This is a genomic window from Acidovorax sp. AC410 (assembly GCF_979253235.1).
In genome coordinates this window covers 5132269-5153829 of record NZ_CEEDCG010000001.1, presented here as the reverse complement: position 1 = coordinate 5153829, position 21561 = coordinate 5132269, and the positions used below count along the sequence as shown (strand labels likewise).

Genomic DNA, 21561 nt, shown 5'->3' with positions numbered 1-21561 from the left:
TGTCAGTCGGCCAGAAGGCCATGGCGGCGCGCAACGTCGATGGCGCCGGCCCGCGAACGGACCTGCAGCTTGGCGTAGATGCGCCGCACGAAGGTGCGCACGGTGGAGGTGGAGACACCGAGCGTGGCGGCCGCCTCTTCCGTGTTGAAGCCCTTGCTCACCAGCTGCAGCACGGCGCGCTCGCGCACCGACAAGGCCACCTCGTGCGATGGCAGGCCGGGCTCGCCCAGTGCCTGCGCGCCCGCCCTGGCATCGGCCGCAGGGGCCGCCTGTGCCACCAGCGAGGGCGGCAGCGGCAGCACCATCGCCCGCGCCAGGATCTTGCGCGCCACCATGGGGCTGATGGGGCTGCCCCCGGCATGCACGCTGCGGATCTCATCGACCAGGCCCGGCGCACTGCTGTCCTTGAGCAGGTAGCCCGTGGCACCCGCCTCGATGGAGGGCAGCACGTGCGCCTCGTCACCGAAGATGGTGCTGACCAGCACGTTACAGTCCGGCCACCGGACACGCGCGGCGACGATCACGTCCAGGCCCGAGCCATCGGGCAGGCCCAGGTCTACCAGCAGCACGTCCACCGCGTGCAGGGGCAGCAGTGCGAGCGCCTCGGCCCGGTTGGTGGCCACCAGCACCAGCTCCATGTCGGGCTGGGCCGTGATGTGCTCGGCAAAGGCTTCGCGTTCTTCGGGCTCGTCTTCCACGACGCCCACGCGGATGCGGTGGCCCTCCCCCTGGCCATGGCCATGGCCAGCAGGGGGCGCAGGCGCCTCAAGGACGCCCGTGGAGGAATTACTGAATGGAGCCACGCGGCGGATTATGACGAGGTGCGGGCCGCTTGTACCTCATTCAATTGCATTAGGGACCCTCTGCACAAATCCCTGCGGCCGTTGGCAGCGCGGACTCGGGCGGTCCGCTGCGTTGCTTCTCTTGCCAATAGCCCTGCTATTGGCTGCAAGAAGACGCCTTGCGGCCCATCCCGATCCGCACTACCACCGATCCGCGAGGTTTATGCAGAGGGTCCCTTGGCGCCATCACAAAGAGGGGCGGACTGGACCGGCGCCTCACTCCAAAAGGCCGCCCGCTGCACGCGCCCGCCGCCTCCCCCACCAGATCACCACCCCCGTCACGCTGAGCAGCGCCACGCCCAGGCCCAGCACGGTGACCAGGATGCGCCCCGGCACGCCCGCGATGCGGCCCGAGTGCAGCGGGAACTGCAGGCGCATGAAAAAATCTCCTGCACTACCCTCGCCAGGAACGCGCTGGCCGACCAGGGCACCGGTGGCACCATCGAAGTACAGGCGCGGCGGGCCCAGGCCGGGGCGGCTGATTCCGGGCACATAGAAGTCCACACCGTAGAGGTCGAAGGCCGGACGGTAGGTGAGAAAGCCCGGCGGGTCGGCCCAGCCGCGGCGCAGGCCTTCGGCCCGGGCCCGCTCGACGATGTCGGCCCGATCCACCTGCGGTGGCGCCTGCCGCGCAGGCGGGCGGCGCGGGCGCTCGTCGAAGGGGCTCGCGCTGGTGCGCGAGAAGACATTGACCACGGGCTCCATGACCTCGTCGTGCAGGTTCATCGCCACCGAGGTGACGGCCAGGATGAGCATGAGCACCCAGGACCACACGCCGCCGGAGCGGTGCAGGTCGAAATTGACCGTGCGCGCACCGCGTGACCAGCGAAAGGCGAAGGACTTGCGCCACGCCCGCCAGCGCGGAAAGGCCAGCCACAGCGCGATGAAGCAGTCCACCACCCAGAGCATGGCCACCGCGCCCAGGAACCACACGGCCCAGTCCACGCCCCAGGCGCGCGGCAGGAACAGGGTGTGGTGCAGCTTGTACATGAAGGGCACGACGTTCTCGCGCGCCAGGGACGCCTGGCCCCAGGTGCGCGTGCCCTGCACCTGGGCTGTGGCGGGGTGTACGGCCATCTGGTCGAAGCCGAGCACGTGGGGCTTGCCGGTGGTGGCATCCACGCGCGGCACCACCATCATCACCAGGGTCTGGCCCGGTGCGGCGGCCAGGGGCATGAAGCTGACCTGCAGCGTCGGGTGAGCGGCCTCCACGCGGCGTGCGACCTCGGTGGCGGGCAGCAGGGACGCATCCGACGGCGCGGCGTAGTGAAAGCCCGGGTTGAGCCAGCGGTCGAGCTCGTGCTCCCACGCGATGATGGAGCCCGTGAGCCCGGCCACGGCAAGGAACACGGCCATGAACAGGCCGGCCCAGCGGTGCAGGAGTACCAGCAGCTTGCGCATACCCGGCCTACCCGCACACACCCATGATGCAGCAGTGCTTCACGGTGAAGGCGGCACCCTCTTTGCCAACGTCAGAACCGGTATGCAGCTGCAACCTTGACCTCGCGCCCGAAGCCCAGCGCACAGAACTCCGCGCCGCCGCGGAAGGTGTTGCACTGCGTGCGGTAGCGCTTGTCGGCCAGGTTGCTCACGTTGAGCGACATGCGCCAGGCGCCCACGTCGTAGGCGGCCATGGCGTCGAACAGGGTGTAGCCGTCGTTGGTGGGGATGGGGCCGGCGGCCACGCGCAGCTCGCCCACCGTGGCGCTGATGTGGCGCACGCCCAGGCCCAGCTCCAGGGGACCGCGCTGGTACTTGCCCCACAGCGATGCCACATGCTCGGGCGTGGCGCCGGGGCGCTCGCCGACTTCGAGCGCATTGTTGCTGCGCGTGACCTTGGCATTGAGGTAGGTGTAGGCACCGATGACCGAGAAGCCGCCGCCCACGTCGCCCGAGCCCTGCAGCTCCAGCCCGCGGCTGCGCACCTCGCCGGTCTGCACGTCGAAGCGCGGGTTGATGGTGGAGGGTGTTCGCACGTTGCGCTTGCGCAGGTCGAACACGGCGGCGCTCAGCGTGTAGCCAGCGCCCTGCGGTGCGTAGCGCACGCCCACCTCGGCCTGGCGCGCGGTCTCGGGCTCGTAGGGCGTGCCATTGGCGTCCACCGCCGTCACGGTGGTCAGCGGTGGCTGGAAGGCAGTGTTGAAGCTCACGTAGGGCGCCAGGCCGTTCGGTGCCAGGTAGATGGCACCCGCACGGCCGGTGAAGGCGTTGTCGCGCCGGTCCACCACGGTGGTGGCAAAAGGGGCGTCGCCGGTCAGGCGCGCGTCGTACTTGGTGTCGATGCGGGCCGTGTCGTAGCGGCCGCCCAGGCTGAAGACCCAGCGCTCGCCCAGTTTGATCTGGTCCTGCAGGTACAGGCCCACCTGGGTGGTGCGCGCCAGGGCGCGGTCGCTCAGGTAGTTGTTGCCCCAGTCGGGCTGCACGTACACGGGGTTGACCAGGTCGATGGGGGCCACGGTGCCATTGAGCGAGTGGATGCGCCAGTCGAGCCTGGAGTGGTAGTAGTCGAGCCCGGCCAGCAGCTGGTGCGAGACCTCGCCGCTTTTCAGGCGCGCCTCGACATGGGTGTCGATCACCAGGGTTTTTTCGGCGTCGGGCCGCACCATGGCCAGGCGGGCCATGCTGCGCTGGTCGGCCATGAGGCCGCGGTTGCGCATCTCCAGGCGGTGGTTGCTGCCGTCGAGGTAGCGCAGGTTGTGGCGCACGGTCAAGGTGTCGCTGAACGCATGCTCCAGCAGGTAGCCCAGCGAGTACGCGCGTTTGTGGTGGCCCGATCCGGGGCCGTTGACGTTGATGCTTTCGCTGGCCGCGCCGAACGGTGTGTTGCGGTAGTAGGGAATGATGTAGCCCGTGTCATCCTCCTGGTGGTGGGCCAGCAGCGTGAGCGTGGTGCGCTCGCCCTGCAGGGTGATGGCCGGGGCCACGTAGGTGCGGTCGTTGCGCAGGTCATCCCATTGCGTGCCGGCCTCGCGCTTGAGCACGGTGAGGCGGCCGAGCACGGTGCCCTGTTCGTTGAGCGCACCACCGATGTCGGCCGTGGCCTGGCGCCGGTCATGGCTGCCCAGCTCCAGCCCCACCTCGCGCTGCATGCCGGCGCGCGGGCGCTTGGTCACGGCGTTGATCAGGCCACCCGGGGCCGACTGGCCGTAGAGCACCGAGGCCGGGCCGTGCACCACCTCCAGCCGCTCCAGGCCATAGGGCTCCAGGTTGGTCATGAAGCCGTTGTGGATGAGGCGCATGCCATCGCGGTACAGGCCGGTGCCGGTGAGGTAGAAGCCGCGCACGGAGACGTCGTCGTCGGTGATGCCGTAGTCCGCCGGGCGCACGCCTGCGCTGTAGCGCACGGCCTCGGCCACGCTGGAAATGGCCTGGTCGCGGATCTGCGCGGCGCCGATGGTGGAGACCTGCTGCGGGGTTTCGAGCACCGGCACGTCCATCTTGGTAGCGCTCGCGCCGCGCGTGGCGCGGTAGCCCTCCACCGGGCCCCAGGCGGCCTCGCGCTCGGCCGTCACGCGCACGGCTGGCAGTTGGGTGTCGGTGGACGATGACGAGGTGCGCCCCGCCGCCGGCGTGGGCGCAGGCGCGCCGCGGCGCAGCGTGTAGCCGCCACCGCTGCGCGGCACGGCTTCGAGCCCGCTGCCGGCCAGCAGGCGCGCAAAGCCGTCTTCCACCGCCGCCACGCTGCCCTGCAAGCCGGTGCTGCGCAGGCCTTCGGTCAGCGCGGGCTCGAACGACAGGGTGACGCCGGCTGCGCCCGCAAAGCGCGAGAGCACCGGGCCGAGCGGGCCGGGCTGGATGTCATAGGCGCGTTGGGCTGGCGCGGTGGGCGCGGCGCCTTGGGCCCAGGCCGTGGATGCGGCCCCTGTGGCAGCAGCCGCGATGGCGATCCCCATGCACAGCGCGTGCGCGGCGCGGGCCAGCGGCGTGGCTCTGGTGGTCAGGGCGGAATCATCCTGGTGCAGCGGCGTGCTGCGCAACATAACGGGCGCCATGCGCGTTCTCCTCGGGTTGGCATCGGTTGGTGGTTGACACAGGGGAGCGAGGCAGACCGCCCACGGGTGGGTGGGGCTGACGCATCAGCCGGTCAACCTGCTCCTTCCGATACCTGCCGGATGGCCGCAGAAAAAGGGACACGGTTGGGGAAGAAATTTTTGCGGCGCGCGCGCATGGCAATTCGGTGCAGCCGGGCGTGCCGGGCGTGCCGGGCGTGCCGGGCGCCAGGGGTGACTCGCCTGTGTCTCCGTGGGTGGGCGCTGCTGCGCCCTGCTCTGCCCGAGCCCGATCCTCTCAGGCCATGGCCATGGCGGGCTGGCGGGCGGGCTGTTGTTGGTGCTGTGGCTGCTGCTGCATCAGTTGCTCATCGACCCAGCAGCCGTATTCGGCCGAGGCCTGCACCGGCTGCACCACCAACTGGGGCAGTGTGTAGGGGTGCTGTTTGCGCAGCAGGGCCATCAGCGCGGGCATGGCGCTCGCGGCAGTCTTGCAGGCCACGCGCAGTTCGCGGCATTCCTCCAGGGCGCCTTCCCAGTGGAAGTAGGCGGTGATGGGTTCCACCTGCACGCAGGCGGCAAGGCGGGCGTGCAGCACCGCGTGGGCGAGGCGTTTGGCTTCGGCTTCGGTGGCGACCGTGGTCGTGACCATGAGGATTTCGCGAAGGGCTGGTGCTGCGGCTGGCGCGGCGGCTGCGGGGCTCGGAATGGTCATCATGCTGGTCTCCCGAAGGGGGTGTGACGGAGCTGGGTCGGGCAGTCTGCCACAGGTGGGGGGCCAGGTCCAGTGGGCTGGTCCTGGTCCTGGGGCGATGGTTGCTGCGTGCTTTGGGTGAGGGCGGGGGCCGGGGTGTGCGCCCGGCGGCGCACCTACCTTCTTTTGCTTCGTCAAAAGAAGGTAGGCCAAGAAAAGACGACCCCGCTGCCCGTGTCCCCCATCGCCCTGTCGGGCGCTCGGGGCAACCTGCGATGCTCGGACCTGGGGTGATGCCGAAGAACTCCCTGCGCTGCCTCTGCGAGGCAGCTCCGGTCAAACAGCTTCGGCGAGCCAGATGACGAGGCGCGTGTCCTTCGGCACGCGCTCACCCCAGGCCCTGCGCTTCTCGGCACGGTCAGAAGGGGGTGGGAGCGGGCTCCACTCGGGCCATTGCTTCGCTCGGCCCCAACTGCCTCGCTGCGCTTGGCCTGGGCAGGGAGATCGCGCCCAGGATGTCGGCAGCGCGCATACCGCGCGTCCCCGACCCCAGGCGCAGCTGCGCAGCAGCAGCCGAGTGGTACCCGCTCCCCACCCCTGCTGGCTGCGCCGAGAAGCGCAGGGGCTGGGGTGGGCGTGTGTGCCGCAGGACACACACGCTTCGTGAACTGACTTGCCGATGCTGTCTGAGCGGAGTTCGAAGAACGCAGCGAGTTCATCGGCACCACCCCAGGACCGAGCATCGCAGGTTGCCCCCGTTCGCCCGACAGGGCGAACGGGGGACGCAGACTGGGGGCCGCCTTCTCTTTGGTGACTTTCTCTTGGCGGCCAAGAGAAAGTTACTGCGCCGCCGGGCGCACATCCCGGCCTCCGCCCTCAACCCAGGCACGCAACCAAAACAGACAACGAAAAACCCGTCACAACCAACCGAGGCGATCCCTCATAAACGCCCACTCGCCTGCGCCAGGATGAAGTCCTTGACCAACACCATGGAGGCGTCTTCCAGCAGCGCGCTGCGACACCACAGGTAGATGTCGCGCGGAGGCGGCACCACCGCGACCGGCAGGGCCAGTTCGACCAGGCCGTAGAAGGGCGCCAAAAATCCCAGCGGATAGCGCGGCAGCACCGACAGGTGGCGTCCCTTGGACAGGATCTCCAGCACCATGTGGGCATCGCCCATCACGGTGACCTCGGTATGGCGGGCTTCGACACCTGCCTGGCGCAGCATGTCGCGCACGGGCGCATCGAACGGGGACGCCGTGCCCATGCCCAGCCAGTCCACATCGCCGCCCGCGGCCAGCACGCCCGTGCGTGCCAGCGGGTGCGCCTGGCCGCAGAAGACGCCCACCGTGTCGTGCACCAGCAAGAAGCGCTCGATGCCCGCAGGCGGCTTGTCCAGCCAAGAGGGGGCGATCACCAGCTCGTGCCGGCCATCCACCAACTGGTCCACCAGCAGGTGCGGGCGGTCGCTCTGCACCGAGAAGGCACGGCCCGGCGCCACGGCGGCCAGCCCGGCCACCAGGCCTGGCACCAGCGCGGCCCCCACCAGCGGCCCCGTGCCCAGCCGGATGGTGTTGCGAAACCCGCCGCGGTGGCGGGCGCAGGCCTCCTCGGCATCGCGCACGCTGCGCGCGATGGCCCGGCCTTCGCGCGCCAGCACCTCACCCAGCGCGGTGCTGCGCACACCGAAGCGGCTGCGCTCGAACAGCTGGCCGCCCGCGCGCGACTCCAGGGCCTGCATGTTGTGCGTGAGCGTGGGCTGCGTCAGGTGCAGCACCTGGCTGGCCTTGCTGATGGAGCCGCATTCCAGGATGGCGGACAGTTGCAGCAGATGCCGGGGGTCCATAGATTTATTTAAGTTGAAACACCCAAATTTCAATTTTACAAAGAATGGAGGTGCCGCTAACGTGCAGGACATGCAACCCAACATCATCTACATCGTGGCGGACGACCTGGGCTTTGCCGACCTGGGCTGCTACGGCGGGCGCCAGGCGCAGTTCGGCGCGGTGTCGCCCCACATCGACGCCCTGGCCGCTGGCGGGCTACGCCTGACGCAGGGCTACGCCAACTCGCCCGTGTGCTCGCCCACGCGCGTGGCCCTGGCCACCATGCGCTACCAGTACCGCGTGCGCGCCGGCATGGAGGAGCCCATCAACAGCCGCAGCAAGGGCAGCACCGTGCTGGGCCTGCCGCCCGAGCTGCCCACCCTGCCCTCGCTGCTGCGCGAGGCGGGCTATGCGACGGCCCTCATCGGCAAATGGCACCTGGGCTACCCGCCGAGCTTTGGCCCGCTGCGCTCGGGCTACGACGCGTTCTATGGCGTGATGGCCGGTGGTGTGGACTATTTCAGCCACTGCGCCGGGCGGGGTGACCACGACCTGTACCTGGGCGAGGAGGAGCACCAAGAACCGGGCTACCTCACGGACCTGCTGTCGGACCGGGCCGTTGGCCATGTGGGCCGCATGGCCGAGGGCGCGCGGGCGGGCAAGCCCTTCTTTCTGAGCCTGCACTACACGGCGCCCCACTGGCCGTGGGAAACGCGCGACGACGCGGCCGTGGCGGCGCAGGTCAAGGACAACCTGTTCCACCTGCACGGCGGCAATGTGGAGACCTACCGCCGCATGATCCACCACATGGACGAAGGCATTGGCAGGCTGGTGGCCACGCTGAGCACCGAGGGCCTGCTGGAGAACACGCTCATCGTCTTCACCAGCGACAACGGGGGCGAGCGCTTTTCGGACAACTGGCCGCTGGTGGGCGGCAAGATGGACCTGACCGAGGGCGGCATCCGCGTGCCGTGGATCGCCCACTGGCCGGCCGTGATCGCACCGGGCGGCACCAGCGCGCAGCAGTGCATGGGCATGGACTGGTCTGCCACCCTGCTGGAGCTGGGCGGCGGCATGCCGCACCCGCAGTACCCGCTGGACGGCGTCTCGCTGGCCCGCATCCTGCGCGACCCGGCGGACACGTTCGAGCGGCCGCTGTACTGGCGCATGAACCACCGCACCCAGCGCGCCCTGCGCCGGGGGCCGTGGAAGTACCTGAAGGTGGACGAACACGAGTACCTGTTCCACCTGGAGAACGATGCGCGCGAGCGCGCCAACCTGGCCCGGCACGAGCCCGCGCGCTTTGCGCAGATGCGCGACGACTGGCTGGCATGGAATGCCTCCATCCCCGAGATACCGGCCGATGCCACCGTGAGCCTGGGCTATTCGGCCAAGGACATGCCGCAGAGATAGATAGGCAGGCGCGCAGACAGACAAAAACCGAGACAGCCCTCAGAACAATACCCAAGGAGACAAGACCATGACCCTCACCCATCCATGCCTGCAGCGTGGCACCCGGCACAGTGCACTGCGCCCTGCTGCCCTGGCAGCAGCGTCGCTGCTTGCCTTGCAACTGGCTGCGCCCGCCCATGCGCAGGACACGGCCAAAACCGCCTGGCCCAGCCGCCCCGTGACCCTGGTCGTGGGCACGCCGCCCGGCGGCGCCATCGACGCCTATGCACGCGCGCTGGCCCACGAGCTGGGCAAGGTGACGGGCGGCACCTTCATCGTGGACTACAAGCCCGGCGCCAACGGCAACATCAGCGCCGAATACGTGCAGAAGGCCGCGCCCGACGGGCACACGCTGTGGATCGGCACGCAGGCCATGGTGACGATCAACCCCAGTGCCTACACCAGCCTGCGCTGGAAGCCGGCGGACTTTCGCCCCATCGCCAAGGGCGTGGAGGCGCCGCTGGTGCTGGTGGCCCACCCCTCGGTGCCGGCGCGCAGCTTTGCCGACCTGGTGAAGTGGACGGCGGCCAACCCGGGCAAGGTGTCGTACGGCTCGTACAGCCCGGGAACGCCCTCGCACTTTCTGGGCTTTCAGATGAACGAGCGTTTCAAGACCGACATGGCGCACATTCCGTACAAGGGCTCGGCCCCGCAGGTGGTGGACCTGGTGGGCGGCCAGGTGCCGCTGGGCTTTGCGCAGATGCAGACCGCGTTGCCCCAGGTGCAGGCCGGCAAGCTCAACGCGCTGGCCGTGACCAGCCCCGAGCGCTCGCGCCACCTGCCCCAGGTGCCCACGCTGGCCGAGCTGGGCTACAAGGACCTGAACACCACCATCTGGTTCGGCCTGCTGGCCGCCAGCGCCGTGCCCAAGCCGGTGCTGGACGCCATCGAGGCCGCGACTGTGAAGGCGCAGTCGGCGCCGGACTACCGCAGCAAACTCGATGCGCAGGGGTTTGATGTGCCCGCCGAGCACGGTGATGCATTCGCCCGCACGATCGCTGCGGAAACGGCGCGGTGGGCGGGGCTGGTGAAGGCTACGGGGTTCAGGGCCAACGATTGATTTCGGGGTGGGCTTGGTAGATGGTGCCGCAGTCGCTTGTCGTCGATGGTGGCTGTGTGCTTTGGTTGAGGGCGGGGGCCGGGGTGTGCGCCCGGCGGCGCAGTAACTTTCTCTTGCGTCGCCAAGAGAAAGTCACCAAAGAGAAGGCGACCCCGCTGCCCGTGTCCCCACTCGCCCGTTGGGCGAGTGGGGCAGCCTGCGATGCTCGGTCCTGGGGTGACGCCGAAGAACTCCCTGCGCTGCCTCTGCGAGGCAGCTCCGGTCAAACAGCTTCGGCGAGCCAGACAACGAGGCGCGTGTCCTTCGGCACGCGCTCACCCCAGGCCCTGCGCTTCTCGGCACGGTCAGAAGGGGGTGGGAGAGGGCTCCACTCGGGCCATTGCTTCGCTCGGCCCGGTGTGCCTTCGCTGCGCTCGGCCTGGGCAGGGCCTTCATGCCCAACCGTCGGCAGCGCGCAGCGCGACCCGACCCCAGGCGCAGCTGCGCAGCAGCAGCCGTTCGGACCCCGCTCCCCACCCCTGCTGGCTGCGCCGAGAAGCGCAGGGGCTGGGGTGGGTGCGTGTGCCGCAGGACACACGCACTTCGTGGTCTAGCTCGTCGCGGATGTTTGAGCGGAGTTCGAAGAACGCAGCGAGTTCCGCGACGCCACCCCAGGCCCGAGCATCGCAGGTTGCCCCCATCGTCCACCGGGCGATGGGGGACGCAGACTGGGGGTCGCCTTCTCTTTGGTGACTTTCTCTTGGCGACGCAAGAGAAAGTTACTGCGCCGCCGGGCGCACATCCCGGCCTCCGCCCTCAGCAAAAGAGCCGAAGCAACCATCACCATCACTCCCGCCGCCTCGCCCAGCATGGCATGGCATGGCATCAAAGCATCAGACCGGCACCAGCGTCACCCAGTACCTGGTGCGCGTAACCACCTGCACCGGCAACGTCTCACGCAACATGGCCAGGATGTACTCCGTGTCCTGCAGCTGAAACGCCCCCGAGATGCGCAGCGCCCCCACAGCCGGATCGCAGCGCACGATGCCCGGGCGGTAGCGCGAAAGCTCGGCCGCGAAGTCGTCCAGGCGCATGCCATCGGCATACAGCGCCCCCTGCGCCCAGGCCAGGGCCTGTTCGCCCAACGCGGTGGGCGCCTGCACACCGCTGGCGGTGAAGCGACATTGCTCGCCCGCCTGGATGACCCGCTGTGGCGCGCCGTGGCGCGGGGTGACCTCTACCGCGCCTTCGGCCACGGCCAGGTGCACGGTGCCCTCATCGAGCAGGCGCACGGCAAAGCGGGTGCCCAGGGCGCGCAGCCAGCCGCCGGGCGTCTCCACACGAAAGCTGCGTGCGGCGGCATCTGCGGCGGTGGTGACCAGCACCTCGCCGGCACGCAGGCGCAGCAGGCGCTCGTTCGCACCAAAGGCCACGTCGAGCGCGCTGGCGGTGTTGAGCAGCACCTGCGAGCCATCGGCCAGCGTCACGCTGCGCCGCTCGCCCGTGGCGGTGCGGTGCTCGGCCGTCCACTGCTGCCAGGGCATGTGGCGCCAGCCCAGCCAGGCGGCGGGAGCCGTGGTACCCACCAGGGCCAGCACGCGCAGCGCGGCGCGGCGGTTGGTGGCGGCCGTGCGCTCGGCGCGGGCCAGCACCGGCAGGCCCAGGCCCGCGGGCACGGCGCCAAAGGTGCGCGACAGGCGTTCGGCGCGTAGCCAGGCCTGTTCGTTGGCGGCATGCTGCGCGCGCCACACGGCCAGGGCCCGCCAGTCGTCGACCCGGGCCTCGCCAGAGTTCAGGCGAACCAGCCACTGTGCAGCCTCGCGCAGGGCGGCGCGGCTGGGGATGTCGTCAGGGTTGGCGGAGGTGCGGCGGCCCATGGCTCACTCATTCCATGGCCAGCAGGCAGCATTCAAAGCCCTGGGCCATATAGCGCTTGACGGTGCGCTCGCTCACCTGCAGTTGCAGTGCGATCTCAGCATAGCCCAGGCCCTCCAGCTGCGACAGCAAAAACGCCTGCCGCGCCTTGGGCGCCAGGCCGTCGAGCATGGCGTCGATCTCGTGCAGGGCTTCGAGCACCAGCGCACGCTCTTCGGGCGACGCGGCCAGCGGCTCGGGCATCAGGGCCAGCGCGTCCACATAGGCCTGCTCCAGCGCACGGCGGCGCCACAGGTCGGACACCAGGCCCTTGGCGATGGTGGTCAGATACGCGCGCGGCTCGCGCAGGCCCTGCAGTGCCTGGGGGCGCAGCAGCAAGCGCACAAAGGTGTCCTGCGCCAGGTCAGCCGCCTCGTCCCTGCAGCCCAGCCGCCGCTGCAGCCAAGCGCGCAGCCAGCCGTGGTGGTGGCTGTACAGCGTGTGCGGGTCGTGGTGGTGGTGAATCAAGCCGGGGTCAGCGGTGCTCATGCGGCAGGGATGGGCGAAGAAGGGTTGGGTTGTCGCAGAAATTATAATTGAGAACAATTCTCAATCCATGACCTCGACGCCCTTGCCTGCAAAGGGATATGCCCGCAACACACTCTGCATGCCCTTCGATCTGCAACGCTATGAATCCGCCGGCTACGGCGTGGTGACCGATGCCGTGCCCGCCCACCTGCTCGCCGCCATGGGCGCATGGCTGGCCAGCGGCGAGGCGGCGGCCCGCCAATGCAGCGCCGCAGAGCAGGCACGCGATCTGGTGTACGAGAAGGACCTGCCCGATGCAGGGCGCAACGGCATCCCTGCCACCGCAGTGGACGATGCGATCTTCATCCTGGGCGACCTGTGCCGCCATGCGCCACAGTTCGGCGCCCTGCTGCAATTGCCGGTGCTGGTCGATGCATGCTCACAAGCCCTGGACAGCACGGAGCTGGTCGCGCACTTCATGAACGCCACCACCAAGCACCCGCGCTTTGGCCGTGCCATCGGCTGGCACAGGGATTTTCCGAACAGCTACCTGAGCGGCACGGATTCACGCTTTCTGCGCGTGATGGTCTGCCTGGACGGCATGGCCGAGGGTGGCGGCGCCACGCGGTTTTTGCCGGGCAGCCATCGGGTGGATGATGGGTACGCCATTGCGGAAAAGCGCGGTGGAGCGAAGCACCGGTATGCCGCACACCACGGTGTGGCGGCCGAGTGCGCGCCGGGGGATCTGGTGTTGATCCACCCCAAGGTGATCCACGGCGGGCCGGCCAATACCAGCGCCCTGCCCCGGCGCAATGTCATCGTGCAGGTGGGTATGGCGGGGATGGAGCTGGTGGGGGAGCGGGAGACGGTGACGGGGTGGGCAGTGCAAATGGCTGGGTCCATTCAAGCGGCCTGACAAGGCAGCGCCTTGCAGCCTGCCGCCATCGAGCAAGGGGCTTTCCAGGAGTTCACGGGGCCGCCCCCAAGCATCAGCCCCGGCGGCTGGTCGTTGCCGTGGCCTGGAAAGACGAGCGCATGCACGACGCGAAATGGCCGGCGTGCGTGTCGCGCGCAGCGAGCTGGGGGCGCAGCATGTAGCTGCGAAACGGGATGTCCGGCCGGAAGGCGACCGCCACCACACCGGGCAGGCGCATGGTGCGCACGACGATGGGGTTGACCAACCCCACGCCCAGGCCCTCGCTGGCCATGCGGCAGATGGTGGCCGCGTGCGAGGTCTCCAGCACCATGGTGCGGCCGTCGTCCACGAAGGCCGCGTCCCCGGCGCGGCGCGAGGCGCTGCCGCTGGGCAGTGAGATGAAGCGCTCTGCGTTCAAATCCTGCGGCTGCACGAAGCGCTTGCGCGCCAGCCGGTGGCCCGATGGCATGACGCAGACCGCGCTCTCGGTGTGGATGACCGAGGCCTTCACGCCCGGCTTGTCGGGTACGTAGCTGACAAAGCCCACATCGCAGTTCTGCGTAGCGATCCAGTTGGCGATGATCGACGACTCGCTGGTGGCCACGACGATGCGCACGCGCGGGTAGCGCTCGCTGAACAGGCGGATGGCCAGCGGCAGCACGCTCATCGATATCGATGCCGCCGCCGCCACGCGCAAGGTGCCGGCGCCCAGGTCGCGGATCGCCCGCGCGGATTCGGACACGCTGTCGAGGCCGATGAAGGCGCGCTCCACGTCCTTGAAAAGCGCCTCCGCCGCCTTGGTCGGGACGACCCGCCCGGGCGTTCTGTCGAACAGCTCGAAGCCCGCCTCGGCCTCCAGCTTGCCGATGATGCGGCTCACATTGGGCTGCGAGGTGTGCAGCTGCTGCGCCGCCACGGTCATGGAGCCTGTGAGCATGACGGCACGGAAGGTTTCGAGCTGCTTGAAGTTCATGGCAATGGTGGAGGTGGGTGCGCCGCGCAGCATACGCCGTGCACGGCGGCCCGGCAACGCGCCCGTGGCGCATTGCGGGTGGCATATCAATTTGGTATGCGCAGGGGAAAAACTGTCATTTGCCAGCATCGGCGTGGCTTTTGATACTTCGTCCACCCCAACCAGGACGGATGTATGGAATCAAAAATCAGCCGCCGGCTCAAGGAGCCGCTTGCCCCCGAAATCTGCGAGCACATCTATGGCCCGCGCCTTGCACGCGACTTCGAGCGCGTGTTCCCCAGCCTCGGCGAGGTGAACCAGGCGCACCTGCTGATGCTGCACAAGACCGGCATCATTGCACCCGAGGTGGCCAGTGCGCTGGCCCGGGGGTTGCTGCAGATGGAGGATGCGGGCCCCGCGGCGGTGGAGCTCGACCCCGCCAAGGAAGACCCCTACTTCAACTACGAGGCCCGGCTCATGGAGATCACCGGCCGCGACGTGGGCGGGCGGCTGCACACCGCGCGCAGCCGCAACGACCTGGCGGTGACGATGGACCGCATGCGGGCCCGTGCCGTGGTGCTGGACGTGATCGAGGCTCTGGGCCGCGTGCGCCGCAGCGCGCTGCGCCGGGCCGTTGAATGCGCGGACGCCGTGATGCCTGGCTACACCCACCTGCAGCCGGCGCAGCCCATCACCTTCGGCTTTTACCTCAGCGGCGTGGCACAGGCGCTGGGGCGCGACATGGAGCGTTTGCAGGGCGCGCTGGAACGCATCGACGCCTCGCCCCTGGGGGCCGGCGCACTGGCAGGCACGCGCTTTCCCATCGACCGCGAGATGACGGCCGCAGCGCTGGGCTTTGGTGCGGTGCTGCCCAACACGCTCGACGCCGTGGCATCGCGGGACTTTGCGTGGGAGGCCATGTCCGCCATGGCCATCGTCGCGCTGACCTGGGGCCGCGTGGCACAGGACCTGCACATCTGGTCCACGCCCGAGTTCGGCCTGGTGGCCTTTCCCGACCGCGTGGCCAGCACCTCGAGCATCATGCCGCAGAAGAAGAATCCGGTGGTGCTGGAGTACCTGCGCGGCAAGAGCAGCCACATCATCGGCCTGCTCACGGCCTCTCTGGTGGCGGTGAAGGGCACGAACTTCAGCCACGCCGGCGACAGCAGCCGCGAGAGCATGCGCAGCTTCTGGGAATGCACCGAAGAGACGCTGCGCTCGCTCGCGCTGTTCGGGCTGGTCATCGACAGCGTGGAGCCGCGCACCCGCACCATGCTCGAACGGGTGCGCTCGGACTTTTCGGTGGCGACCGACCTGGCCGATGGGCTGGTGGCGGAAGGTGGCCTGTCGTTCCGCGACGCCCACCACGTGGTGGGCGGCCTGGTGCGCATCGCACTGGATGCGGGCCAGCGTGCCGACGAACTCACGCCCGCCATGCTGGACCGTGCCGCCGTCGATGTGATCGGGGTTGCGCTGGGCTGGAGCGAAGACAAGCTGCGCAAGTACCTGGACCCCATCGAGAGCGTCCACGCACGGCGCAACGGCGGCCCCGCAGCAGCGGAGGTGGCCCAGGCCGCGGCGGCGCAGTCGCGCCACCTCGATGCCATCGTGGCCGAGGCTGGCGCGGTGCGCGAGCGCCTGGCCACGGTGCGCCGCCGACTGGCGCACGACGTCGCGGTGCTCGCGGGCGTTTCGGCGCACACTGTTGCCAACCCCCACGGGGCCACACCATGATGAAGAACCTTGCCAAGGCGCTGATCGCCTGCGCCGCCATCTCTGCAGCCATTTCCGGTGCCTGCCATGCCAGCAGCGCCGCAGCCGCCACCTACCCGGAGCGTCCGGTGCGGCTCGTCGTGCCCTTCGCCTCGGGCGGCACGGTGGACATTGTGGCGCGCATCCTGGCCGAACGGCTGTCGCGCACGCTGGGCCAGCAGGTCATCGTGGAGAACAAGCCGGGCGCGGGCGGCACCCTGGGGGCAGACTTCGTGGCCAAGGCGCCGCCCGATGGCCACACCCTGCTGCTGGCGGCTTCGTCGCACCAGTCGTTCCACCCGCTGCTCTACAAGCGCCTGCCGTACGACGCCCACAAGGCCTTCACGCAGGTGGCCTTGTTTGCCACGGTGCCCAATGTGCTGGTGGTGTCCAACAAGATGCCGGCGCGCAGCGTCAAGGAATTGATCGCGCAGGCCCAATCGGGCAAGCGTTCTTCATGGGCTCCTCCGGCACGGGGGGCGTGAACCACCTGCTCGGCGAGATGTTCGAGCTCAGGACCCAGGTCGCGTTCGAACATGTGCCCTACAAGGGCGCCGGCCCGGCCAACAACGACCTGCTGGGCGGACAGATCGACCTGATGTTCGTGAACCTGCCCACGGTGCTGCCACACATCCAGGGTGGCAAGCTCCGGGCGCTGGCCATCGCCGGGGCGGAGCGCTCGCCCTCGCTGCCCGGGGTGCCCACCATGGCCGAAGCGGGCGTGCCCGATTTCGTGGTGGATTCCTGGTCGGGGGTGCTCGCCCCGGCCGCCACCCCACGGGCCATCGTGGACAAGCTATCGGCCGAGATCAACCGCATCGCCCGGGACAAGGCGACGGCCGCCCTGCTGGCCGTGCAGGGCGCCGTGCCCCGGCCCGGTACCAGTGACGAGTATGCAGCCCTGGTCCGCTTCGAGACGCAGCGCTGGGCCGAGGTGATCCGCAAGGCCAACGTCACCCTGGACTGATCCCACGGTCCTCACCCCCTCCCGTTCCCCGCAATCCGCACGGCGCGCAGCGCCACCCACGCCGGGCTTTCGCAAGGAGGTCCGGCGGGCGCAGCCCTGCGGCAGCTTTTTTTGCCACCACCCAGAGACCACCATGAAGAAGAAACACGCACTCACCCCGCTGGCACTGCTGGCCACTTGCAGCCTGGCGGCAGCCCAATCCTCCGTCACCCTGTTCGGCATTGCCGATGCGGCCCTGCAGTACGGCGCGGGCAGCACCGCCAACCGCACGCAACTGGGCTCGGGCGGCAACTCCTCTTCACGCATCGGCGTGCGTGGCACGGAAGACCTGGGCGGCGGGCTGTCGGCCGGTTTCTGGCTGGAGGCCGGGCTGACGCTGGACAGCGGCACCTTCGGCACCACCAACACCAGCAACCAGGCGGCGGGCACCAGCGGCGGCGCGGGCCTGGTGTTCGGGCGCCGCTCCACCGTGAGCCTGGCGGGCACCTGGGGCGAAGTCCGCCTGGGGCGCGACTATGCCGTGCAGTACTACAACCGTTTCGAATTCGACCCGTTCGGCAACAACGGCGTGGGTTCGTCGCAGACCAATGTGGGATCGCTCGGCGGGCCAGTGTCCTCGCGGGTGTCCAACGCCATCATATACTTCCTGCCCCCAGGCCTGGGGGGCTTGTACGGCGAGCTGCAGCACTACCGGGGCGAGAACCCGGGCAACGCCGGCGCCACCGCGGACGACGGCACCGGCAGCGGCGTGCGCCTGGGCTACCGTGCGGGGCCGCTGAACCTGTCGGCCGCGCATGCGCGCACCCGGTATGCGCGCACTGCGACCACCGGGGACATCACCTCCAGCAACCTGGGCGCACGCTACGACGCCGGCCCCTTCACGGCCATGGGGGCTATTACCGCGACCAGGTGGAAACGCTGGCGGGCCTGGTGGGCCGCGGCGTACAGGTGGGCGGCGTGTACCGCGTGGGCACGGGGGAGGTGAAGGCGCAGTGGTCCCAGTACCAGACCACGGCCAGCGGCACGCCGCAGACGAAAAAGCTGTCGCTCGGCTACGTACACAGCCTCTCCAAGCGGACGGCGCTGTACGCGACCTATGCCCGTGTGCGCAACAGCGGCGGGGCCACCACCGCGCTCAATGGCGCCACCACGGCGGCCAACCAGGCATCGTCGGGCGTGGACCTGGGGGTGCGGCACACGTTCTGAGTACATGCTGTTCGCCTCGCACCGACAGCGGCACAATGCGACACCACCGCATTCCGCACCAGACCATGGCACGCTCCACGATTCCACCCAAGGCAAGGCGCCTGCTCGCAATCGCTGCGCTGGCCCTTCCCGCAAGCAGCGCCTTCGCCGCCGATATGCCCGCAGACATTCTGGAGCTGCAAACCCGCTGCGTGGCCGGCACGGCCGGCATCGACCTGGTGTTCGGGCTGCGCAACCGCAGTGAACGCACGGTCTGGGTGTCGGCCGATACGGCGCCGTGGACGCCCTCCTCTCGCAGCCTGCGCATCACGGCGGAACGCCAGGGCGCGAATGCACAGCCGCTGCAAGGGCCAACGGCGGCCGGGCCATCGGCAGCTTCCAGCGCGGTCAGGGTGATGCCCTCCGGCACTGCCGAAGGAGCGATCTCGCTGTCGCGCGCCTTCCCCGAACTGGCGCAGGCGGCACAGCAAGCCCCGGTGCGCATCCGGTGGACATGGCAGGGCTTGATGGGGGAATCGGCAATGGCCGGGGCATGGGGGCCTACCGCCAGGTTCGAAGGGGAGGCGACCGTACACGGAGGCGGGTGTTCGCAGGTGGGTGCAAGGAGGCTCTGACAAGTCCCCCATTCCACACCGACACAGGTCAGGCCGATGCGTCAATGAACGCTCGGGCGATACCCAGCACCATCCCCTGGCTTAGGCGCCCCAAGCGGTAGGCCTCGATGATGGACTGCTCAGTCCCCAGGGCGCGCAGACCTGCACCGATCTCAGTGGCCAGCATGTCCAGCAGCAATGGGTAGGCCGCAGGCTGTCCCAGGTCGTTGAGCGCGCTTGCGGTCAGAATGAGTTCACCATGCGCGGGGAACAACCGCTCCAGGCGAAAGTATATGTGTGCCCTTTCCACCCGCTCCACCGGTGTGGGATCCAGACGGTTCAGGCAGAAGCCGGCATTGATGAACCACTGGTCGCCAAAGCCTTTCTCTGCGTTGGCCAGTACTGTCGCGCCATCGCCCGGCGCAAACAGGGCATAGCGCTGCTTGGCAAAGCCTGCGCGCTTGAAGGCGCTATAGATGCCGCGTTTGTACTCGGTGCCAGTCATGGCCTTGCTTCGCGGATCGCCTCCCGCGCACGCATCAGCGCAAAGCCCAGCAGGTTCGCACCCTGCCACTGCGCGGGCTGCAGGGCGCGCGGGTCGTCGCCGGCCAGACCGATGCCCCAGACCTTGTCCACCGGGCTGGCCTCGACCAGCACGCGGTTGCCGGTGTTGAGCAGGAATTCGCCCATCGCCGGGTTCTGGGTGAACTTGGCAACGTTGCCTTCGACCACGGCGTCGAAGCCGCGCGCCTCCCAGCGCGCGTTGTCGAAGCCCGCGACCTCACGGCCCAGCTTCTTGGCGTGCGCGGGGGTCGGCGCTGCGAGGATTTTGGCCAGGGTGGCCTCGTCATCGAACAGGCGCGCCTTCTCGGCCATCATGTAGTGCTCGGCGGTGGCGTAGTGGATGCCGCCAAGCACAAACGGCGCGTCAAACCACTGGCTGAAGCAGGTCTTGCTGATGGCCCCATCCTTGCGGGGCTGGTGGCCCCAGAAGAACAGGTACTGTGGCTCCAGCCCCTGAGCGATCTGTGCGATGAGCTGTTCGGTATGGTTTTCGGGTCGCATGGTGGTGATGGAGTTGTATTTGTCATTCATGGTCAGCGCAGCAATGCCTCGTAAATCGCCAGATCCCCGGCAGAAAAGCAGCAGAACGTGACCTCCAGCCCCGCATCTCCTACCGCCGCCCTGCAGGTATCCACCGCGATCTGCGCCGCCGCCTGTGCGGGATAGTTGTAGACCCCGGTACTGATGCAGGGGAACGCGATGGAGCGCATGCCATGCTGCAGGGCCAGGGCGATGCACTCGCGGTAGCACGAAGCGAGCAGATCCGCCTCGCCCCTGCCGCCGCCATGCCACACAGGGCCAACGGTATGGATCACATGGGCAGCAGGCAGGCGAAAGCCCGGCGTCATCTTGGCCTGGCCTGTGCGGCAGCCGTTGAGTGGACGGCAGGCCTGCAACAACTCGGGGCCAGCAGCACGATGGATGGCGCCGTCCACCCCGCCACCGCCCAGCAGCGATGTGTTGGCGGCATTGACGATGGCGTCCGCCTGGAGCCGGGTGATGTCGCCCTGGACGGCGGTGAAGGTTGCCATGCTGTTGTCTTCCTCAAAAAATCGTTGACTTAGTTTATCTGTGGAACTTATGATAGTTGCACAGAAGCACTAAGTCAATATGGGTGCAACTGTGGCGGGGGCGAGCAACTCGGCCCCGAACGATGACAACAAGAACATCCACAAGAAAAAGAAGAAGGAATCATCCATGCACAACGAAAACAACAGCAAGCGCATCACCACCATCAGCAAGTTCATGAGCCTTGTGCTTCGCCACGAGCCCGCTCGCATTGGCCTCACCCTGGGCGAAGGTGGTTGGGTGCCGGTGGCCGAGCTATTGGCCGGCTGCGAGCGTGCCGGCAAGCGCATCAGCCCTGCCCTGCTGCGCGAGGTGGTGGCCAGCAACGACAAGCAGCGCTTTGCCTTCAGCGACGATGGGCTGCACATCCGCGCCAACCAGGGGCATTCGGTGCAGGTGGACCTGGGCCTGGTGCCAGAGGTGCCGCCGCCGCAGCTCTACCACGGCACGGCGTCACGGTTCCTGAAGTCCATCCTGGAACAGGGTCTGCTGCGCGGCTCGCGCCACCATGTACACCTGACGGAAAAGCGGGACGTCGCTGTGTCCGTAGGCACACGGCATGGCCTGCCCGTGGTGCTGGTGGTGGATGCCGTTCGCATGCAGCACGAAGGGCATGTGTTCTACCGCTCCGACAACGGCGTGTGGCTGACGGACCAGGTGGGCACCCAGTACCTCACGCGGCTGGAGCCCCAGGAGCAACAGCGCAAGGACAAGGCATGAAGCTGTCTACCGAATTGCACAGCGCTCAGAACGCCCTCTGGCCTGCCTCGGGCGAGCACATCCTGGCACACTTCGACGACGAGAGCATCGTGGTCTACCAGGCGTACCGGCCCGAGACGGCGCTGTATGCCCTGCAGCATGGCCGCTTTGGTGGTCCTACCTACAGCTTCAACCGCATGAGTTGGATCAAACCCAATTTTCTCTGGATGATGTACCGCTGCGGCTGGGCCACCAAGCCCGGGCAGGAGATGGTGCTGGGCCTGCGCATCCGCCGCTCATTCTTCGATCAAATAGTGGCCAGCGCGGTGGCATCGACCTGGCATTCGACCCGGCACCCCAGCCGTGAGGCCTGGAAGGCCGCAGTCGAAGCATCGGACGTGCGCCTGCAATGGGACCCTGACCACGACCCGCTGGGTGCGCCCCTGCAACGCAGGGCCGTGCAACTGGGCCTGCGCGGGCAGCCGCTCAAGGCGTTTGCCACCCACGAATTGCTTGAAGTGATCGACATGACTCCCTTCGTGCATGCACAGCGGCCATTGGCCCTGGCGCGGGAAAGTGAGATGCGCATGCCAGTAGAGCGGGTCTATGCGCCGGCGTAG

At 68.5% G+C, this 21561-nt stretch carries 22 protein-coding genes; 11 read left to right on the top strand and 11 right to left on the bottom strand.

The genetic code is table 11. The annotated features are described in order from the left end of the window. Positions 1–2 precede the first annotated feature (2 nt). The 5 genes from AC0IZS_RS23840 to AC0IZS_RS23820 all read right to left on the bottom strand — a co-directional run bounded on the left by AC0IZS_RS23840 (position 3) and on the right by AC0IZS_RS23820 (position 7371). Positions 3–713, bottom strand: coding sequence for a response regulator transcription factor (locus tag AC0IZS_RS23840; RefSeq protein WP_471639568.1), 711 nt, complete (start codon positions 711–713; stop codon positions 3–5). A gap of 345 nt (positions 714–1058) precedes the next feature. Next, on the bottom strand, positions 1059–2243 hold the full coding sequence (locus AC0IZS_RS23835; protein WP_471637922.1) for a PepSY-associated TM helix domain-containing protein: 1185 nt from the start codon (positions 2241–2243) through the stop codon (positions 1059–1061). 71 nt (positions 2244–2314) lie between these two features. Further along, positions 2315–4834 (bottom strand): TonB-dependent siderophore receptor, encoded by a 2520-nt coding sequence (locus AC0IZS_RS23830; protein WP_471637921.1) that lies wholly within the window; start codon positions 4832–4834, stop codon positions 2315–2317. 295 nt (positions 4835–5129) lie between these two features. Then, entirely contained in the window at positions 5130–5549 is a 420-nt protein-coding gene (gene cutA / locus AC0IZS_RS23825) for a divalent-cation tolerance protein CutA (RefSeq protein ID WP_471637920.1), read from the bottom strand. A 916-nt stretch (positions 5550–6465) separates the two neighbouring features. After that, a complete protein-coding gene (locus AC0IZS_RS23820; protein WP_471637919.1) occupies positions 6466–7371 on the bottom strand; it encodes a LysR family transcriptional regulator in 906 nt (301 codons plus the stop codon). A gap of 70 nt (positions 7372–7441) precedes the next feature. Between AC0IZS_RS23820 and AC0IZS_RS23815 the strand changes: the two genes are divergently transcribed. Together AC0IZS_RS23815 and AC0IZS_RS23810 are read left to right on the top strand one after the other, a co-directional pair. Beyond that, positions 7442–8764: a sulfatase family protein gene (locus AC0IZS_RS23815; protein ID WP_471637918.1), complete on the top strand. Its 1323-nt coding sequence runs from the start codon at positions 7442–7444 to the stop codon at positions 8762–8764. 67 nt (positions 8765–8831) lie between these two features. Beyond that, a complete protein-coding gene (locus AC0IZS_RS23810) occupies positions 8832–9863 on the top strand; it encodes a Bug family tripartite tricarboxylate transporter substrate binding protein (protein WP_471637917.1) in 1032 nt (343 codons plus the stop codon). An 872-nt stretch (positions 9864–10735) separates the two neighbouring features. Here AC0IZS_RS23810 and AC0IZS_RS23805 read toward each other — a convergent pair. Beyond that, a complete protein-coding gene (locus AC0IZS_RS23805; RefSeq protein WP_471637916.1) occupies positions 10736–11719 on the bottom strand; it encodes a FecR domain-containing protein in 984 nt (327 codons plus the stop codon). 7 nt (positions 11720–11726) lie between these two features. Continuing rightward, positions 11727–12245 (bottom strand): sigma-70 family RNA polymerase sigma factor, encoded by a 519-nt coding sequence (locus tag AC0IZS_RS23800; protein ID WP_471637915.1) that lies wholly within the window; start codon positions 12243–12245, stop codon positions 11727–11729. A 118-nt stretch (positions 12246–12363) separates the two neighbouring features. Here AC0IZS_RS23800 and AC0IZS_RS23795 point away from each other — a divergent pair, with 118 nt between their 5' ends. Further along, on the top strand, positions 12364–13140 hold the full coding sequence (locus AC0IZS_RS23795; RefSeq protein ID WP_471637914.1) for a phytanoyl-CoA dioxygenase family protein: 777 nt from the start codon (positions 12364–12366) through the stop codon (positions 13138–13140). 73 nt (positions 13141–13213) lie between these two features. On the opposite strand, the gene AC0IZS_RS23790 is transcribed toward AC0IZS_RS23795, so the two are convergent. After that, positions 13214–14113: a LysR substrate-binding domain-containing protein gene (locus AC0IZS_RS23790; protein WP_471637913.1), complete on the bottom strand. Its 900-nt coding sequence runs from the start codon at positions 14111–14113 to the stop codon at positions 13214–13216. 174 nt (positions 14114–14287) lie between these two features. Between AC0IZS_RS23790 and argH the strand changes: the two genes are divergently transcribed. The 6 genes from argH (at position 14288) to AC0IZS_RS23760 (ending at position 18631) form a co-directional block, all read left to right on the top strand. Then, on the top strand, positions 14288–15826 hold the full coding sequence (gene argH / locus AC0IZS_RS23785) for an argininosuccinate lyase (protein WP_471637912.1): 1539 nt from the start codon (positions 14288–14290) through the stop codon (positions 15824–15826). Further along, entirely contained in the window at positions 15823–16329 is a 507-nt protein-coding gene (locus tag AC0IZS_RS23780) for a Bug family tripartite tricarboxylate transporter substrate binding protein (protein WP_471637911.1), read from the top strand. The genes argH and AC0IZS_RS23780 overlap by 4 nt, the downstream gene beginning before the upstream one ends. Then, positions 16302–16811, top strand: coding sequence for a Bug family tripartite tricarboxylate transporter substrate binding protein (locus tag AC0IZS_RS23775; RefSeq protein ID WP_471637910.1), 510 nt, complete (start codon positions 16302–16304; stop codon positions 16809–16811). The genes AC0IZS_RS23780 and AC0IZS_RS23775 overlap by 28 nt, the downstream gene beginning before the upstream one ends. A 133-nt stretch (positions 16812–16944) precedes the next feature. Next, positions 16945–17796 carry a porin gene (locus AC0IZS_RS23770; protein WP_471637909.1) on the top strand — a complete coding sequence of 284 codons (852 nt, stop codon included), beginning with the start codon at positions 16945–16947 and terminating at the stop codon, positions 17794–17796. Then, positions 17742–18017, top strand: coding sequence for a porin (locus AC0IZS_RS23765; RefSeq protein WP_471637908.1), 276 nt, complete (start codon positions 17742–17744; stop codon positions 18015–18017). The genes AC0IZS_RS23770 and AC0IZS_RS23765 overlap by 55 nt, the downstream gene beginning before the upstream one ends. Positions 18018–18082: 65 nt before the next feature. Continuing rightward, complete coding sequence (locus AC0IZS_RS23760; protein ID WP_471637907.1) at positions 18083–18631, top strand: hypothetical protein; 549 nt, start codon at positions 18083–18085, stop codon at positions 18629–18631. A 28-nt stretch (positions 18632–18659) separates the two neighbouring features. Here the strand turns inward: AC0IZS_RS23760 and AC0IZS_RS23755 are convergent, their stop codons facing one another. The 3 genes from AC0IZS_RS23755 to AC0IZS_RS23745 are packed head-to-tail and all read right to left on the bottom strand — an operon-like array spanning position 18660 to position 20205. Continuing rightward, positions 18660–19115 carry a hypothetical protein gene (locus AC0IZS_RS23755; RefSeq protein ID WP_471637906.1) on the bottom strand — a complete coding sequence of 152 codons (456 nt, stop codon included), beginning with the start codon at positions 19113–19115 and terminating at the stop codon, positions 18660–18662. Beyond that, complete coding sequence (locus tag AC0IZS_RS23750) at positions 19112–19705, bottom strand: NADAR family protein (RefSeq protein WP_471637905.1); 594 nt, start codon at positions 19703–19705, stop codon at positions 19112–19114. Before AC0IZS_RS23750 ends, AC0IZS_RS23755 begins: the two co-directional genes overlap by 4 nt. Positions 19706–19707: 2 nt before the next feature. Then, positions 19708–20205, bottom strand: a complete 498-nt coding sequence (locus AC0IZS_RS23745) for an O-acetyl-ADP-ribose deacetylase (protein ID WP_471637904.1) — start codon at positions 20203–20205, stop codon at positions 19708–19710. A 166-nt stretch (positions 20206–20371) separates the two neighbouring features. Between AC0IZS_RS23745 and AC0IZS_RS23740 the strand changes: the two genes are divergently transcribed. Then, positions 20372–20962: an RNA 2'-phosphotransferase gene (locus AC0IZS_RS23740; protein ID WP_471637903.1), complete on the top strand. Its 591-nt coding sequence runs from the start codon at positions 20372–20374 to the stop codon at positions 20960–20962. Next, positions 20959–21561, top strand: coding sequence for a DUF4291 domain-containing protein (locus AC0IZS_RS23735; protein WP_471637902.1), 603 nt, complete (start codon positions 20959–20961; stop codon positions 21559–21561). The genes AC0IZS_RS23740 and AC0IZS_RS23735 overlap by 4 nt, the downstream gene beginning before the upstream one ends.